The organism is Sphingomonas koreensis (assembly GCF_002797435.1).
GTDB classification, from domain to species: Bacteria; Pseudomonadota; Alphaproteobacteria; order Sphingomonadales; family Sphingomonadaceae; genus Sphingomonas; species Sphingomonas koreensis.
This window is the reverse complement of record NZ_PGEN01000001.1, coordinates 3,016,552-3,031,321: the sequence shown is the minus strand read 5'-3', so window position 1 is coordinate 3,031,321 and position 14,770 is coordinate 3,016,552. Positions and strand designations below refer to the sequence as shown.

At 64.9% G+C, this 14,770-nt stretch carries 15 protein-coding genes; 1 reads left to right on the top strand and 14 read right to left on the bottom strand.

Going from position 1 to position 14,770, the window contains the following annotated elements; all coding sequences use genetic code 11:
- Nucleotides 1–49 precede the first annotated feature (49 nt).
- The 12 genes from BDW16_RS14430 to BDW16_RS14375 form a co-directional block, all read right to left on the bottom strand.
- Nucleotides 50–277 carry a DUF2274 domain-containing protein gene (locus BDW16_RS14430; RefSeq protein ID WP_066581951.1) on the bottom strand — a complete coding sequence of 76 codons (228 nt, stop codon included), beginning with the start codon at nt 275–277 and terminating at the stop codon, nt 50–52.
- Nucleotides 278–1,501, bottom strand: a complete 1,224-nt coding sequence (locus tag BDW16_RS14425) for a TraB/TrbI/VirB10 family type IV secretion system protein (protein ID WP_066581949.1) — start codon at nt 1,499–1,501, stop codon at nt 278–280. It lies immediately after the preceding gene.
- Nucleotides 1,498–2,349 carry a P-type conjugative transfer protein TrbG gene (trbG, locus tag BDW16_RS14420; RefSeq protein WP_066581945.1) on the bottom strand — a complete coding sequence of 284 codons (852 nt, stop codon included), beginning with the start codon at nt 2,347–2,349 and terminating at the stop codon, nt 1,498–1,500. Before trbG ends, BDW16_RS14425 begins: the two co-directional genes overlap by 4 nt.
- Entirely contained in the window at nt 2,346–3,182 is an 837-nt protein-coding gene (gene trbF, locus BDW16_RS14415) for a conjugal transfer protein TrbF (RefSeq protein WP_066581942.1), read from the bottom strand. Before trbF ends, trbG begins: the two co-directional genes overlap by 4 nt.
- 3 nt (nt 3,183–3,185) lie before the next feature.
- Nucleotides 3,186–4,481 (bottom strand): P-type conjugative transfer protein TrbL, encoded by a 1,296-nt coding sequence (gene trbL / locus BDW16_RS14410; RefSeq protein WP_066581940.1) that lies wholly within the window; start codon nt 4,479–4,481, stop codon nt 3,186–3,188.
- A 121-nt stretch (nt 4,482–4,602) separates the two neighbouring features.
- Entirely contained in the window at nt 4,603–5,328 is a 726-nt protein-coding gene (trbJ, locus tag BDW16_RS14405) for a P-type conjugative transfer protein TrbJ (RefSeq protein ID WP_066581938.1), read from the bottom strand.
- Nucleotides 5,325–7,784, bottom strand: a complete 2,460-nt coding sequence (gene trbE / locus BDW16_RS14400) for a conjugal transfer protein TrbE (RefSeq protein WP_066581936.1) — start codon at nt 7,782–7,784, stop codon at nt 5,325–5,327. Before trbE ends, trbJ begins: the two co-directional genes overlap by 4 nt.
- Nucleotides 7,778–8,050 carry a VirB3 family type IV secretion system protein gene (locus tag BDW16_RS14395; protein ID WP_066581929.1) on the bottom strand — a complete coding sequence of 91 codons (273 nt, stop codon included), beginning with the start codon at nt 8,048–8,050 and terminating at the stop codon, nt 7,778–7,780. The genes trbE and BDW16_RS14395 overlap by 7 nt, the downstream gene beginning before the upstream one ends.
- The gene (locus BDW16_RS14390) at nt 8,047–8,382 is read right to left on the bottom strand and encodes a TrbC/VirB2 family type IV secretion system protein (protein WP_066581927.1); all 336 of its coding nucleotides are present in this window, start codon (nt 8,380–8,382) and stop codon (nt 8,047–8,049) included. Before BDW16_RS14390 ends, BDW16_RS14395 begins: the two co-directional genes overlap by 4 nt.
- Before the next feature lie 2 nt (nt 8,383–8,384).
- The gene (gene trbB, locus BDW16_RS14385; protein ID WP_066581922.1) at nt 8,385–9,374 is read right to left on the bottom strand and encodes a P-type conjugative transfer ATPase TrbB; all 990 of its coding nucleotides are present in this window, start codon (nt 9,372–9,374) and stop codon (nt 8,385–8,387) included.
- Complete coding sequence (locus BDW16_RS14380) at nt 9,371–9,775, bottom strand: CopG family transcriptional regulator (protein ID WP_066581919.1); 405 nt, start codon at nt 9,773–9,775, stop codon at nt 9,371–9,373. The genes trbB and BDW16_RS14380 overlap by 4 nt, the downstream gene beginning before the upstream one ends.
- 3 nt (nt 9,776–9,778) lie before the next feature.
- The gene (locus BDW16_RS14375) at nt 9,779–11,794 is read right to left on the bottom strand and encodes a conjugal transfer protein TraG (protein ID WP_066581917.1); all 2,016 of its coding nucleotides are present in this window, start codon (nt 11,792–11,794) and stop codon (nt 9,779–9,781) included.
- Nucleotides 11,795–12,047: 253 nt separating this feature from the next.
- On the opposite strand from BDW16_RS14375, the gene BDW16_RS14370 reads away from it, so the two are divergent.
- A complete protein-coding gene (locus BDW16_RS14370; protein WP_157926350.1) occupies nt 12,048–12,782 on the top strand; it encodes a FadR/GntR family transcriptional regulator in 735 nt (244 codons plus the stop codon).
- On the opposite strand, the gene BDW16_RS14365 is transcribed toward BDW16_RS14370, so the two are convergent.
- Nucleotides 12,775–13,602: a crotonase/enoyl-CoA hydratase family protein gene (locus tag BDW16_RS14365; RefSeq protein ID WP_241910309.1), complete on the bottom strand. Its 828-nt coding sequence runs from the start codon at nt 13,600–13,602 to the stop codon at nt 12,775–12,777. The two genes, BDW16_RS14370 and BDW16_RS14365, sit on opposite strands and share 8 nt — an antisense overlap.
- Nucleotides 13,602–14,762, bottom strand: a complete 1,161-nt coding sequence (locus tag BDW16_RS14360; protein WP_075150236.1) for an acyl-CoA dehydrogenase family protein — start codon at nt 14,760–14,762, stop codon at nt 13,602–13,604. Before BDW16_RS14360 ends, BDW16_RS14365 begins: the two co-directional genes overlap by 1 nt.
- Between the last annotated feature and the right edge of the window lie 8 nt (nt 14,763–14,770).

Genomic DNA, 14,770 nt, shown 5'->3' with positions numbered 1-14,770 from the left:
GCGCCAGCTACAGGTTCCAAAGTCACCGAGGGTTTGCGCTGGAGCTTCCTCACTTGCCTCGCTCCCTGGCGGCCTGACCGCGCATGAACGTCCTGTCGCCCTCCAGGAAGGCCTGGAGCATTGCTGGAACCAACTCGGCGACGGGTTCCGCCACCCCATAGGTATCCGCATAGAAGGCCGCATAATCGCTCAGTGCCGTCATCAGGGTAGGTGGAAGGCATATCGAGATCTTCACCGGTGTGCGATCGGGCAGCCTGGCAAGCTTGATCTCAGGCATCTATTTCCCTCCCCGCCAAGGTCGCAGCACAATGTCCTTGTGTACGACCACCCGAAGCGGCCAGCCGGGCCGCACACGCAGAGTCGGCTGGATGTTGAGATTGCGCGTGACGAGCTGATCTCCTGCCCTTGCGCCACTCTGCTGCGCTGATTCGCGAATGGCCCGGACCAGGTCGCTTTCGGTACTGCCGAAGCTGAGTTCGGTACCGAGCCCCAGCAGCGTCGACAGCACGACGCCTTTCAGCAGCTGCCAGGTGTGGCGGTCGATCCGGTCGGATAGCCCCGCATAGCCCTGGGTATCCGCCGCGGGCACATTGTCGATGCGGATCGAGGAGCCGTCCGGCAGGATGATCCGCTGCCAGACAAGCAAGGCGCGGCTCTGCCCGAATGCGACGACGCTATCGTAGCTGCCGATCAGCCGCGAGCCTTGCGGGATAAGCAGGATCTTGCCGGTCACGCTGTCATAGACGTTCTCGGTCACCTGCGCGGTCACGATCCCGGGAAGATCGGAATTCAGCCCGGTGATGAGGCTTGCCGCGATCAGGCTGCCGGCACTGAGGGTGTATGGCGAAGGCGCGGCGGTCAGCGCATGGGGATTGGTGTCGTCGTCACGGTTCGCGCGTCCGACCAGCTCATTCTTGCGCGCCTGGGCATTGGGATCGCGATCGGGATCGAGGAACGGCTTGGCCGCATCGGGCGCCGACGGTGTGTCGGCAGCAACGCTCGTTGCAGGTGCCGGCGTAGCGCGGCCACCAGCGAGCTGCAGCATGACGCCGGATTCACGCGCCGTGCGGCGCTCGGCAGCCACGCGCTGACGCTCGGCCTCGGCGTCTTGCGCCGCCTTGGAGGGCCCGTCCGCGTTGGGATCGGCCGGGAGCGGTCCGCCGAGCTGCCTCTGGCGCTCGAGAATCGGCCGCCCGAGATCGCCGGGAAGCGGCGGGCCGAGCTTCGGTACGTCACCATAACCCGCCGGCGCGCCAGCGAGCGCGTCAGGTGGCGCTTTCGTGCCTATCTGCTTGTCCTCACCCGGCGCGATCAGGCTCAGTGTCGCCGGCTTCAGGGCAAGCCATGCGACACCGGCAATGGCGGTCGAACCCGCCGCTGCGATGGCGACGATCGCGCCACGCCGAAAACGGGTCACCCGTCCGGGCGATGCCCGCAGGACCAGCGTTTCAGGATCGGCCTTCGGCATCCTGGTATCTGGTGGAGCGAGCGCATCGGTCACGACACCCTCCCCGCCTCACGACGCGCCCGGCGCTCGGACGTGCGCTCGATCCGGACGACCTTCTGCTTCTTGCCACCGAGGCGTAGCTCGGCCGCGCCAAACAGGCGATCAACGACATAATAGCGTCCGGCGACGCGATAGTTGACGAGCTGGGCTTCGCCATCGTCGCCGATGACGAACAGCGGCGGCGCCTCGCCAACCGCGATACCCGGGCTGAATTCGATATAGGTTTGCCGCCCATCATCGAACGCACGGATCGGCCGCCAGGCGGGGCTGTCTCCCCCGATCGAATAGCTGAAGTTGAGGCTTTCAACCGTCACGCCCGACGCAATGGGCGCCGCCGCCCTGGCCTCAGCCTCGCGCCGGCGGATCGCGATGAGTTCATCTTGCGGATAGCTCCAGGACAATGCTGCCATCGCGCTCGCGGCGGTGCTCTGAAGATGAAGGTGATAGGCTCGCCGGTCGGTGGTGATGACCAGATTCGTGCTCAATCCGGCCGCGAACGGCTTCACCAGGATATGGGCACGCTTGCCCTCGCCGCTTCCGCTGGTCGTGTCGCCGACTGTCCAGCGTACCGTATCGCCGGCCGCCACCGAGACGATCGTCTCGCCGGCCTGCAACATGATGTCTGTCACGCGCTCAGGCGCGGCATAGAGCCGGTAGAGCGCTCCTTCCGAATAGGGATAGACCTGAACGGCATTGATGTAGCCGTCGCGCGACGGCTCACGCAACGCAGCCCGGTTCGCAGCTGTCACACGACCGACCGACGATACGGTCTCACGCGCGTGCACGGCGGTGGGCGTGGCGAGCACGGTCATGCTCGCCGACAGGAGGATGGCACGGATCATCGGGCGTTCCTTTCAGGGGACGGCGCGGCTGCTGGCTGCGAGAGGTTCGGATCGAGAGGCGAGCCGAGAGGGAGGCCGGCGGGCGGTGCCGTAGCTGGGGTTTCCGCCGGCGATGGGATTGGCTGTGAGAAAGGCGCACGCTCGGCGGGCGCTTCCAGCTCGCGGCTCCAGTCGATCGCATCGACATAGAGGCCAAGCGGGTTCTTGCGCAGGACGTCGGCGGAGCGCGGCGACTGCACCTTCACGGTCAGCATCGCGGTCCAGCGGGACGTGCCAGCGAGGCTGCCGCGCTCATAGGCGCTCTCGGTCCATTTGACCTGAAAGCTGGTGTCCGACGCGCGCACTACGCTCGTGACCTGCACCGACACGGTCTTACGGCCGACCTCCGCGAATGGATTGGCGGTCCGGGCATATTCGCCGAGGAAAAGCGCCCCGCGCTCGGTCGCGAAATCATAGGCCGAAAGCCAATTCTCGCGCATCAGCACCGGATCGAGCGAGCGGGACCGGAGATTGGTGACGAACCGCCCAAGGTGCCAGGCGATCTGGGGATCTGTCGGCCGATAGTCGACCGCGGCGGGCGCGACACTGCGCGCTTCACCCAGGCGATCGACCTCGACCACATAGGGCACGACACGGCTCTGCATCGACTGCCAGACCAATGCGGCCGAGAGGCCAGTGGTGAGGAACAGCCCGCCGAACGCCATCAGGCGCCAGTTCCTGGCCTGCACGCGGGCAGAGCCGATCCGCTCGTCCCAAAGCTGCCCGGCACGCTGATAGGGTGTTTCCGGTTCGGGCGTTCGCCCATATCGCTCGACGGTACGCTTGAATCGCATGATCTAATCCCTTTCCCGGATGTCTGGAGTGATGCCCCCGCCGCCGCGATCGCCGCCCTGAATGGTGTGGACCGCCATCTGACGACGGTGACGGGAGGCTTGCGTGGACTGGAGCTTCTGCGCCCAAGCCGGCATGGATCCGGCAGTGTCGGCGCCGCCACCGCTGGCGGCAGCGCCGCTTCCGGCCGTCCAGGCAGCCTGCTGGCCACGTTCGGCGGCGGCACGGAGGCCAAAGGCGTTTCGAAGCCTGTCGCCGGCGGCTCCCTTGGCGGCGCTCGCCATGCCGCCAAGGCCAGCGCCGACACTCGACTGGCCGGATGTTTCCTGCCCGAGCTTGTAGGCGGTCGATGCGGCGCTCCCCATCGTCGTGCCGGCCCGGATCGCGCCAAGGCCCGCACCGGCAATGCCGCGCGCCGCGCCAACGGCGCCAGCGCCGCCCATTGCGATGCCGCCCGCAGCCAGCGCAGTCGTGGCGATCGCCGATCCCGCGCCCAATTGCGGCGCGCCAGCAACCAGGCCGGAGGCGATGCTGGGGCCGAAGATCGCCAACCCGAAGATCGCGAGGCTCGCGAGCATCAGCGAGACCGCCTGCTCGATCGACACCGTGTCACCCGTGATCGCGTTGGTGAAGTCAGCGAAATAGTTCGAGCCGATGCCGACGATGACGGCGAGCACCATGACCTTGATGCCGGAGCTCACGACATTGCCGAGCACGCGTTCGGCGAGGAAAGCGGTGCGGTTCCATAGTGCGAACGGGACCAGCACGAAGCCGGCGAGGCTCGTCAGCTTGAACTCGAGGATGGTGATGAAGAGCTGGATCGCGAGGATGAAGAAGGCCGCGATGACGACAATCCAGGCGATCACCAGCACCGCGATCTCGATGAAATTCTCGAAGAAGCCGACCGGCCCGACCAGTTCCTTGGCCTGTTCGAGCAGCGGCCAGGCCGCTTCGAACCCGGTTCCCGCAAGTCGGCCCGGCATCAGCAGGTCCTCGGCGCTGATCGCGCTTCCGCCAGCGGTCAGTCCAAGGCCGGCGAAGCTGCGGAAGATGATGTCGGAAAGCGTCGAGAAGCTGTTCAGTATGAGCGCGAAGACGCCGACATAGAGGATCTTCTTGAGGAACTTGGCAATCACGTCGTCTTCGCCGCCCAACGCCCAGAACAGGCCGGCAAGCGTAATGTCGATGCCGATCAGGATCGTGGTCAGGAAGCCGACATCGCCACCCAGCAGCCCGAAGCCGCTGTCGATGTAGCGAACGAACGCATCCATGAACTGATCGATGACGTTGAGGTCGTCCATATGCGTGGATTCCTGCGTGAAGCCTCGAAAGGTGTCGCGGGGACCAGAGACGAGGGGGCGAGCCACCTGGCCCCCGCGACGGAACGGCGCTGGCTGGGGGCGAAGACCAGCGCCGCCCAACTCATTGCCGCGGCGTGTAAGCCTTGCCGTCGCCAAGGAAGCGGTTGGTCCGCTCCCGCGCCTCGCGCTCGGCCTGACCACGCTTGGCGGCCTCGAGCGACTCGCTGCGGAACTGCGCGGCCATCAGCGTCTGGATCTGGAACTGCTGCTTGGCGGTCAGCGCGAGAAGCTGGTTGGTCGCCTGGCTGACCTGCAAGGATCCCTCGGCGCCCTGGCTCCTGTCGACGATCGCCTTCAGGGTCTGGGCGTCATCGCGAACATTTTCGACGATGCCGCTCTGAACGGTCATCGTCTGCCGGAACGCGGCCATTTCAGTGTCGAGTCGCTCCTTGGCGGAGGCGACGCGGCCCAAGACCTGATCGAAACTGTCGGGAAAGAGTTGGCGGAACCGCTCGTCGAGCTGGTCGACGCTGAAGTCGATCCCCTGCGCCTGCCCCATCAGCCGATCGATCTCGGCGAGCTTCTGGCGGAGCTGGTCGAGCTGCGGGAAGTCGATGCGGGTCAGGTTCTTGCCCTGGTTGATGAGCATCCGCGCTTCGTTCTGGAGGCTTTGGATCTGGTTATTGATCTGCTGGAGCGTTCGCGCGGCGGTGAGCAGGTTCTGCGAGTAGTTCGACGGGTCGAAGACACTGAGCTGCGCGGACGCCGGCATACTCGTCATGACGCCTGCGGTCAGCGAACCGACTGCTCCCGTTCCAAGCAGGGCGGCGATCACATATTTCTTCATTGGGCTTCTCCTTCGGGGACTGAGGGATCGGGAAAATCGGCGAGCAGCGATGCGGCCCAAGCGTGGCCGGCATTCGTGAGGAAGCGCGCGGCGAAATTCGCGGCGCCATGCTCGGCAAGCAGCGCATCGATGGTTTTCTGGGTTTCAGGATCGGACGCGCCGCACAGCGCCAGGGCGATCGGGCCGAGGCCCAGCTCGAACAGGCGATTGCCGCGGGTCGACTGGAGATAATAATGCCGCTTGGGCGTCGCCCGGCTGACCAGTTCGATCTGCCGCGCGTTCAGTCCGAACCGGACATAGGCGGCCTGGCTCTGCGGCTCGATCGCACGGTCGTTCGGGAGCAATATCCGCTGCGGGCAGCTCTCGATGATCGCGGGCGCGATCGTCGAATCGGCAATGTCGGCAAGGCTTTGCGTCGCGAACACCACGGCGACATTGCGTTTGCGCAGCACCTTCAGCCATTCGCGGATGCGTGCCGCGAACAACGGGTGATCAAGAAACACCCAGGCTTCATCGAGGATGAGCAGCGTCGGCCGCCCCGTGAAGCGCGCCTCGAGCCGATGGAACAGATAGGTCAGGACCGGCGCGACCACGCCCGCCTGCCCCATCAGCGCTTCGGTCTCGAAACACTGGACATCGGCGATGGCGAGGTCGTCTTCCGCCGCGTCGAGCAGGCGGCCGAACGGCCCTTCCAAGGTATAGGGCGCCAGCGCGGAGCGTAGTGGTGCCGACTGGAGCAGCAGCGACAGGCCGGTGAGTGTGCGTTCCTCGACCGGCGCGGTCGCGAGGTTCGTCAGGGCCGACCAGATTGTTTCCTTGATCTCGGGCGTGACGAGCACTTTTTCGTGGGCGAGCAACGCGCCGATCCATTCCGCCGCCCAGGCACGCTCGTCGGCCCTGTCGATATGCCGCAAGGGCTGAAAGGCGATGGCCCTGCCCCCTTCGCCATCCTCGCTGCCAAGGCCGAGCGCATGGTGTGCGCCGCCCATCGCGAGAACGGCGGCACGCGCCGAGAATCCCTTGTCGAAGATATAGACCTGACTGTCGGGATAGCGCCGGAACTGGAGCGCAAGCAGTGCGAGTAGCACCGACTTCCCCGCCCCTGTCGGGCCAACGATCAGCATATGGCCGACGTCGCCGACATGGGTCGAAAGCCGGAACGGTGTCGAACCACTGGTCTCGGCATAGAGCAGCGACGGACCGCCCAAATGCGTGTTTCGCGCCGGCCCGGCCCAGACCGACGACAGCGGCATGAGATGGGCAAGGTTCAGCGTATGGACGAGCGGCTGGCGGACATTGGCATAGGCATGGCCCGGCAGGCTCGACAGCCAGGCTTCGACCGCATTGATGCTCTCACGGATGCAGGCGAAGCCGAGCCCATTGACGATCCGCTCGACCGCACGAACCTTCTCCTCGACGCGAGCACGATCGTCGTCGGCGACGGTGATCGTCGTTGTCAGATATCCAAACGCGACATGGTCGGCGCCGAGTGCCTGCAGGGCGAGGTCGGCGTCGACCACCTTGTTGTCGGCATCACTGTCGAGGAGCTGGACGGGCTGGTTGTAGATGACCTCGCGCAGGAGCGCCGTGATCGACTTGCGCTTGTTGAACCATTGCCGACGCAGCTTCGTCAGCGTCCGGATCGCGTCGGTCTTGTCGAGCGCGATGAAGCGGGTGACCCAGCGATAGCTGAAGCCCTCATGGTTGAGCGCGTCGAGAATACCGGGACGGCTGAGGTTCGGGAAACCCAGGATGGTGAGGGTGCGCAGATGCTCGGCGCCAAGCATGGGCTCGAGACCGCCGGTCAGCGGCGTGTCCGTGAGCACGCCATCCAGATACATCGGGGTTTCGGGGACGGTGACCGGATGGCGCCGCGTCGAGATCGTGCCGTGCAGGAAGGTCAGCGTCTCGGCATCGTCGAGCGCGCGGACCTCGGGCATGAAGCCGCTGAACAGATCAAGAGCGCGATCGGTTTCCGCGATGAAGGCCGCCAAGGCCTGGCGCCAGTCGCGCCCTTTCACCTCGTCGCTGCGCTCGACCAGCGCGCGGCCCGCCATGTCCGCTTGATCGGGCGAAGGCAGGAAACTCAGTGTCAGATGATAGCAGCTCTCGAAATGCGCTCCCGCACTCTCGAACGCGGCGCGGCGTTCTTCCTCGACAAGCCAGGAAGCCGCTTCGGGGAAATGACTGGCCGGATAACCCAGCGCTTCGCGTCGCTCGGCTTCGAAATGCAGCACCCAGCCCGAGCCGAAGCGCTTGAGGGCATTGTTCGCGCGCGCGCACGCCCCGACCAGTTCGGCCTCGGTCGCGGATTCGAGGTCTGGCCCGCGGAAAGCGAGCACGCGCATGAAGCTGCCGTCCTTGTTGAGGACGACGCCGCGCGCCACCAGCGCTGCCCAGGGTAGATGATCGGCAAGCCGGTCGGCGCGGCTGCGATATTCGCGAAGGTTCAGCATGACAACCGCCCCTTCTGACGAAGGTGGCGGGCGAGTACCGGCGCGAAATCGGGATCGCGCTTCGCCGCGAACACAGCGAGCGTGTGCCCGAACGCCCAGATGATGAGGCCCGCGATCCATTGCTGGAGGCCGAGCCCGAGCGCCGCCGCGAGCGTACCATTGACGATCGCGATCGCGCGCGGCGCTCCGCCAAGCAGGATCGGCTCGGCCAGCGCCCGGTGCATCGGCGCCTCGAAGCCGTCGATATGCTGCCCGGTGCCGATCACGAGATCAGCACCCCGCCACCGAAGCTGAAGAAGCTCAGGAAGAAGCTCGACGCGGCAAAGGCGATCGAGAGACCGAAGACGATCTGGATCAACCGGCGGAACCCGCCCGCGGTCTCGCCGAACGCCAGGGTCAGACCGGTTACGATGATGATGATCACCGCGACGATCTTGGCGACCGGTCCCTGCACCGACTCCAGCACCTGCTGGAGCGGTTCTTCCCAGGGCATACCCGAGCCCGCCGCCTGCGCGGTTGTTGCGATAGCGAGACCGAGCGCGGCGACGGCCGCGACGGTGACGATGTTGCTGGTTTGAGAGATGCGGGACAGACGCATGGCTATTCTCCTTCGCAATGACTGGTGGGATCGGGGGTGAGGTCGAGGACCGCGTAGTTTCCGTCCGGGTCGAGGCCCGCGACACGCGCGACGGTGTCGACGCGGCGGGCGAGCCCTCGCCCTGAGATGAACACGACCATGTCGATCGCTTCGGCGATCAGCCGACGCGGCACAGTGATCACGCTTTCCTGCACCAGCTGCTCGAGCCGATAGAGCGCGGAGACGGCGCTGTTCGCGTGAACCGTGGCGATGCCGCCGGGGTGGCCGGTGTTCCAGGCCTTGAGCATGTCGAGGGCTTCCCTGCCCCGGACTTCGCCGACGACGATGCGATCGGGGCGGAGGCGCAGCGTCGAGCGCACGAGATCGGCCATGCTGACGCTGCCGGATCGGGTCCTCAGCGCAACGACATCGGGCGCGGCGCATTGCAGCTCGCGCGTGTCTTCAATGATCAGCACGCGCTCATCGAGATGCGCCATCTCGGCAAGCAAGGCATTGGCGAGCGTCGTCTTGCCCGAGCTTGTGCCGCCGGCGACCAGGATGTTCCGGCGTTCGACCACGGCCAGCGACAGCAACCGCGCGGTTTCAGCGGGCATGATGCCGTCAGTCACATAGTCGAGCAGCGTGTAGATGCGTGCCGCGGGCTTCCGGATCGAGAAACAGGGCGCGAGACTGACGGGGGGCAACACCCCCTCGAACCGCTCTCCTGCTCCGTCGCCATGCGGCGGCAATTCGGCCGATATGATCGGCGATACCGCATTAGCCTCGGTGCGGGCATGGCTCGCGACCAACCGGATGATCCGTTCGATCTGGGCGGGGTCATAGCGGATACCGGTATCGACGCGGCCCTCGCCGAGCCGGTCGAGCCGGAGCAGCCCGTCGGGATTGACCATGATCTCGATGACCGCGGGATCCGCGAGCGCGCCGGTGATCGCCGGTCCCATCGCGGTGCGGAGCATGGCACGGCGGCGCTCGGCCGAGAGCAGTTCGCTCATGACCGCGCCTCCGCCATGTCGCTGGTATCGAGTGTGCGCTTGCCACCGGCGATCTGGCGACCAAGCTGGGCAATGAAGCGCTCGAAACGCTGATTACCGACCGCCAGCGCAGCAGCATCGGCCTCGGGCAACGGCGCCGTGACGGTCAGCTGGTAGCGAACGAAAAGGGCCAGCGCTTCCAGCACCACCTCGATGTCGCGTCGGCTTGCACCGACCTCACGCGAGATGCGATCGAGCCGGACCTTCAGGAGATCATCGACCTCCTTGCTCGCGCCCCGCGCCAGCCAGGTCTTGAGAGCCTCGTTGACGATGCGCGACTTGTTGCCGCCGCGCCGGATCACCAGCGCGTCGAGCGCATTGCTGAGGTCAAGATCGATGTAGAGATTTTGGCGGACTTTCATCGCTCAGATCCCCGGCATCAGATCTGGAGTCTGGGACTGGTTCATCGCGTGGCCGCGCACGAGCGAGGCACGCACGCGATCCATCACCCGCTTGTCGGCGGCGGCATCGGGGTCGTCGCGATCAGCATCGAGGAGCTCGAGCTGCTTTGCGGGTTCGGCCTTGGCGGGCTTCTCCTCGATCCCGGGATGCCGTTGCTGTTCGAGGCCGCCTTCGCTCTCGACGGCATCGACCTGTTCCACATTGAGGCGCGTATCGACCGCGCTGACGCAATCGCTCCAATCGTCAGTGCGCGGACGCGGCCGGTCGCTATAGCCTTCCGCCTCCAGCGCTGGCGGGGTCGCGAGCCGGGTTCGGAAGTTGCGATCCTCATAGTAGCGAAGCTTCCTGGCGCGGATCGGCGCCATGCCGGAGATCAGCACCAGCTCGTCGGCGGGCGGCAGCTGCATCACCTCGCCCTGCGTTAGCAGCGGGCGTGCGGTCTCCTGCCGGCTGACCATGACGTGCGCGAGCCAGGGCGCGAGCCGGTGTCCGGCATAGTTGCGCATCGCGCGCTGCTCGGTGGCGACGCCGAGTGCATCGGAGATCCGACGCGCCGTGCGCTCGTCATTCGTGGCAAAGGCGACGCGCACATGGCAGTTGTCGAGGATGGAGTTGTGCTCGCCGTATGCCTTTTCGATCTGATTCAATGACTGGGCGATGAGGAATGCGCGCACGCCATAGCCCGCCATGAAGGCCAGGCTGGTCTCGAAGAAATCGAGCCGCCCGAGCGCCGGGAACTCGTCCAGCATCATCAGGAGCTTGTGCTTGCGGCCCTCTGCCCGATCGGCATCGAGCTTCTCGGTCAGGCGGCGGCCAATCTGGTTGAGCACGAGGCGAACGAGCGGCTTGGTCCGCGAGATGTCCGAAGGCGGAATGACGAGATAGAGCGAGACCGGATGTTCGGCCTCGACCAGGTCGGCAATGCGCCAGTCGCATCGCGAGGTCACCGCCGCCACGGTCGGATCGCGATAGAGACCGAGAAACGACATCGCGGTCGACAGCACGCCGCTGCGCTCGTTCTCGCTCTTGTTCAGAACTTCTCGCGCGGCGGAAGCCACGACGGGATGAACCTTCGGCGCATCGGTGGTACCGACATGGTTGGTCTCCATCATCCGCTTGAGCGTGGCAACGAACGGGCGCTGCGGGTCGGAGAGGAAGGTCGCGACGCGGGCGAGCGTCTTCTCTTCCTCGGCATAAAGAATGTGTAGAATCGCGCCGACCAGCAGCGAGTGGGAGGTTTTTTCCCAGTGGTTGCGCCGCTCGAGCGCCCCTTCGGGATCGACCAAAATATCTGCGATGTTCTGAACGTCGCGGACTTCGTCGGTTCCCCTGCGGACTTCCAGTAGCGGATTATACTTGGCCGATGCCGGATCGGTCGGGTTGAACAACAGCGCGTGGGAGAAGCGCGAGCGCCAGCCGGCGGTGAGCTGCCAGTTCTCGCCCTTGATGTCGTGGACGACCGTGCTGCCGGTCCAGCTCAGGAGCGTGGGGACAACGAGCCCGACGCCTTTGCCCGAACGTGTCGGCGCGAACGCCATGACATGCTCTGGTCCGTCGTGACGCAAATAGCGCCCGCGAAACCGCCCCAGAAAGACGCCCGCGTCATTGTGAAGGCCTGCCCGGACAAGCTCGCCGGACGTCGCCCAGCGCGCCGAACCATAGGTCGTTACATGCCGCGATTGCCGCGCACGCCAGAGCGATCCGGCGATCGCCGCGGCGCAGCCGAGGAAACCGCTGGCCCCGGCAAGCGTACCAGCCTTGTCGAAGACATGCGGCGCATAGGCGTCGTACGAATACCACCACCAGAAAATCGCCCAGGGGCGATAGATCGGGAGGTTGCCGATCTGGAACCAAGCCGTACCGAGCTCCGCTTGGTAGCCGAGCATGGCCGCGCACCATTGTGTCGCGGCCCAGACGCCCGCCACGACGATCGCGAACACGACGAGGATCTGGCCGATCAGCAATTTGGTGGGGGTCATGAGGCGCTCCGCCCGCAGGCGACAGTCCGCCCCGGTTCAGGCCTCGAAGAATTGAGGACTTGGCGATTCGAGAAAATTACGCCCTTGGCGCGCCACTAGGCGTCTCTACGCGCCATCGCCGATGAGAGCGGTCGTTCAGAGCGTGTGCTCGAGCGTATAGCTGCGGATTTCGGGCGTGACACTTCGAGCGCCGATATCGCAGGTCACGCTGATGCGACTTGCAGTGGCGGCAGCCATACCGCCAAAGAGGGATATGCCCCGACCCAAGCACCGACCGCTTACGCAAAGCGTCGCCCAAGAACTGCGCCGTATCTCGCTTTCGGAAGCGCCGGGTGTATTCCTGGGGTCAGAAAAGGATCTGATGGGCGCGCTTGGTGTTAGCCGCCCGACTTTTCGGCAAGCGGTCAACTTGATCGAGCACGAGCAGCTGCTTTCGGTGGTTCGCGGCGTCAAGGGCGGCATCTTCAGTCGTCGGCCAGACATTGGCGGAGTGATTTCCTCGGCATCGACTTTCCTGATCTCGCGCGGGACGACTTTGGGGGATCTGCTTCTGACAACTACGTCGCTGTTACGTGACGCCGCTGCGCTGGCGGCTGGATGCCAAGATGAAGCGCTCAGAGCGAGGGCTGGGGAGCTTCTGAAAACGTTGGCTGCGGCCGAGAATACACCGCAGGACCTCGCAAGATTTCAGCACGACGAAATTACGCTGATCACCTTACTTTGTGAGATGGGGAGCAACCCTGCTGTCGAGCTGTTGCTGCGAATGATGTATTCGCTGGGCGTTTCCGCCTTTCCCTCCATTTTCGAGGGGCGCGAAGATTTGATGCAATTTCGTCGGACAGCCAGAGTGCGGCTGCTCTCGGCGATCGTTGCTGGGGATGTCGAGCAAGCGCAACGTGCGAGCCGCCAGAATGCGCATTTCTCGCGGTCACGCATCGATCCTTCGCTGCTCGATCAGCGAATGATAACGCCGGGAACGGCTAGCTGACCTCAGGATCGGTGTAGTAAGGCTTTCGCTGTTCGGCATGCGCGTTTAGCGCTTCAATTTGATCGGGGCCAGCCAGAAGACCGACTTGGGCTTCGGATTCAGACAATAGGGCGACCTGCGGCGACACCGATTGAGTCTCGTTCAGGAGTTGCTTTGCCGCCCGAACGGCGCGGGGTCCCTGCTCCGCGATGGAACTCGCCAGTTCGAGTGCCGCGACGTGAGGATTCGCCGCCAGCTGGGTAACGATGCCCATCGACGCCGCCTCGATCCCCGTGAACACGCGCGCGGTATAGATCAGCTCGCGCAGCACATCCTCCCGAACGATCGAACGCAGCAGGACGGTGCCCGCCATGTCGGGAACGATTCCCCAGCGAACCTCCATCAGCGAGAATTTAGTGTCCGGCGCGCTAATGCGAATGTCGGCGCCGAGCGGGATCTGCAATCCGCCGCCAAAGGCGACGCCATGCAGCGCGGCAATTACCGGGACCGGAACTTCGCGCCATGCCAAGGCAGCTTGCTGGTAGCGATTAGCGAGTCCGTGGCTGCGCGACTGCATCGCCTGTTTGCCCTCGTCGCTCATCAAAGCCTGGAGGCTTTCCAAGTCTATTCCTGCGCAGAACGCCTTGCCTTCTCCAGAGAGAACTACTGCCCGGATCGTCGGATCGACTGCGACCGACTCCGCGGCCGCGATGAGAGCATCAAACATCGGCCCATCCAGAGCATTCATCTTGAACGGGCGGCGCAATCGAATATCCGCGACGGCGCCCGCTCTCCCGATCGAGACGCGATCGCCGATCATGCGCTCCTGAAGTTGGCGCATCAGGCGCGCTGATTGAAGCGGCGGCCGACCAACGCCGATGCGATATTGGTTTTCTGGACGTCGGTTGTGCCGCCCGCGATGCCCCAGGCGTAGCTGTCGCGCACGCGCTGCTCCATGCGATACTCCTTGGAGTAGCCATAGCCGCCCATGATCTGCAGCCCCTTGGACGCGACCTCGACCACCATTTCGTTCGAAAAGCATTTGGCGAGTGAGCTGTCGAGGATCGAGGGCAGACCCTGGCTGGCGTTCACCGCGGCGCGATAGATCAGCAGGCGTGACGCTTCGACCTTCATCGCCATTTCGGCGAGCTTCAGCTGGATCGCCTGGAAATCGACGATCGGCTTGCCGAACTGATGGCGTTCCTGCGAATATTCGGTCGCCTCCTCCAGCGCAGCGGCGGCGATGCCCAGGCCCATGGTGGCGTTGCCGCAGCGTTCGAGGCTGAACGCGGTCATCAGCTTGCCGAAGCCGCCCTTGGGCACGATCAGATTGTCCTTCGACACGCGTACTTCATCGAGATAGATGTCGGCGGAGGGGATGCCGCGAAAGCCCATCAGACTTTCCGGGCGTCCGAAGCTGATCCCTTCGCGCTCCTTCTCGACCAGCACCGCGCCGATGCCCTTGGCGCCCGGCTCATCATCGAAGCGGCAATAGACGATGTAATAGTCCGAATGGCCGCCGCCCGAGCACCAGCGCTTCTGGCCGGTGAGGACGATCTCGTCACCGTCATAGCGGGCAGCGGTCTTGAGATCGGTGAGCGCGGTGCCTGCTGCAGGTTCGGACATCGAGACCGCGACGATCTTCTCGCCCTTGATCACCTCGGGCAGGATACGCGCCTTGAGCTTGTCGCTCGCGAAATGCTCGACGGTGCGGACGGGACCCGTGGCGCTCTCGAACACCGGAAATGCCACCGCCACCGAGATCATTGCGAATTGTTCGAGCACCAGCAGTGCCTCGAGATGCCCGAGGCCCAGGCCGCCATATTGTTCGGGCAGGTTAACGCCGAGAAAGCCCATTTCGGCGTAGCGTTTGCGCATCGCGTCCGGGACCGGACTCGCTTTCTCCTCAAGCTCCCGCGCCAGGTCCGAGAGTTCCGCGCGGGCGAACTTGCGCGCGGCTTCCTGCAGTTCGCGCTGGGTGTCCGTGAGCCGAAATTCCATGTCTATCT

Coding starts and splice junctions, on each gene's coding strand:
- BDW16_RS14430 (WP_066581951.1), bottom strand. CDS start 277: ATGCCTGAGATCAAGCTTGCCAGGCTGCCCGATCGCACACCGGTGAAG.
- trbG (WP_066581945.1), bottom strand. CDS start 2,349: ATGATCCGTGCCATCCTCCTGTCGGCGAGCATGACCGTGCTCGCCACG.
- trbF (WP_066581942.1), bottom strand. CDS start 3,182: ATGCGATTCAAGCGTACCGTCGAGCGATATGGGCGAACGCCCGAACCG.
- trbL (WP_066581940.1), bottom strand. CDS start 4,481: ATGGACGACCTCAACGTCATCGATCAGTTCATGGATGCGTTCGTTCGC.
- trbJ (WP_066581938.1), bottom strand. CDS start 5,328: ATGAAGAAATATGTGATCGCCGCCCTGCTTGGAACGGGAGCAGTCGGT.
- trbE (WP_066581936.1), bottom strand. CDS start 7,784: ATGCTGAACCTTCGCGAATATCGCAGCCGCGCCGACCGGCTTGCCGAT.
- BDW16_RS14390 (WP_066581927.1), bottom strand. CDS start 8,382: ATGCGTCTGTCCCGCATCTCTCAAACCAGCAACATCGTCACCGTCGCG.
- trbB (WP_066581922.1), bottom strand. CDS start 9,374: ATGAGCGAACTGCTCTCGGCCGAGCGCCGCCGTGCCATGCTCCGCACC.
- BDW16_RS14380 (WP_066581919.1), bottom strand. CDS start 9,775: ATGAAAGTCCGCCAAAATCTCTACATCGATCTTGACCTCAGCAATGCG.
- BDW16_RS14375 (WP_066581917.1), bottom strand. CDS start 11,794: ATGACCCCCACCAAATTGCTGATCGGCCAGATCCTCGTCGTGTTCGCG.
- BDW16_RS14370 (WP_157926350.1), top strand. CDS start 12,048: ATGCCCCGACCCAAGCACCGACCGCTTACGCAAAGCGTCGCCCAAGAA.
- BDW16_RS14365 (WP_241910309.1), bottom strand. CDS start 13,602: ATGCGCCAACTTCAGGAGCGCATGATCGGCGATCGCGTCTCGATCGGG.
- BDW16_RS14360 (WP_075150236.1), bottom strand. CDS start 14,762: ATGGAATTTCGGCTCACGGACACCCAGCGCGAACTGCAGGAAGCCGCG.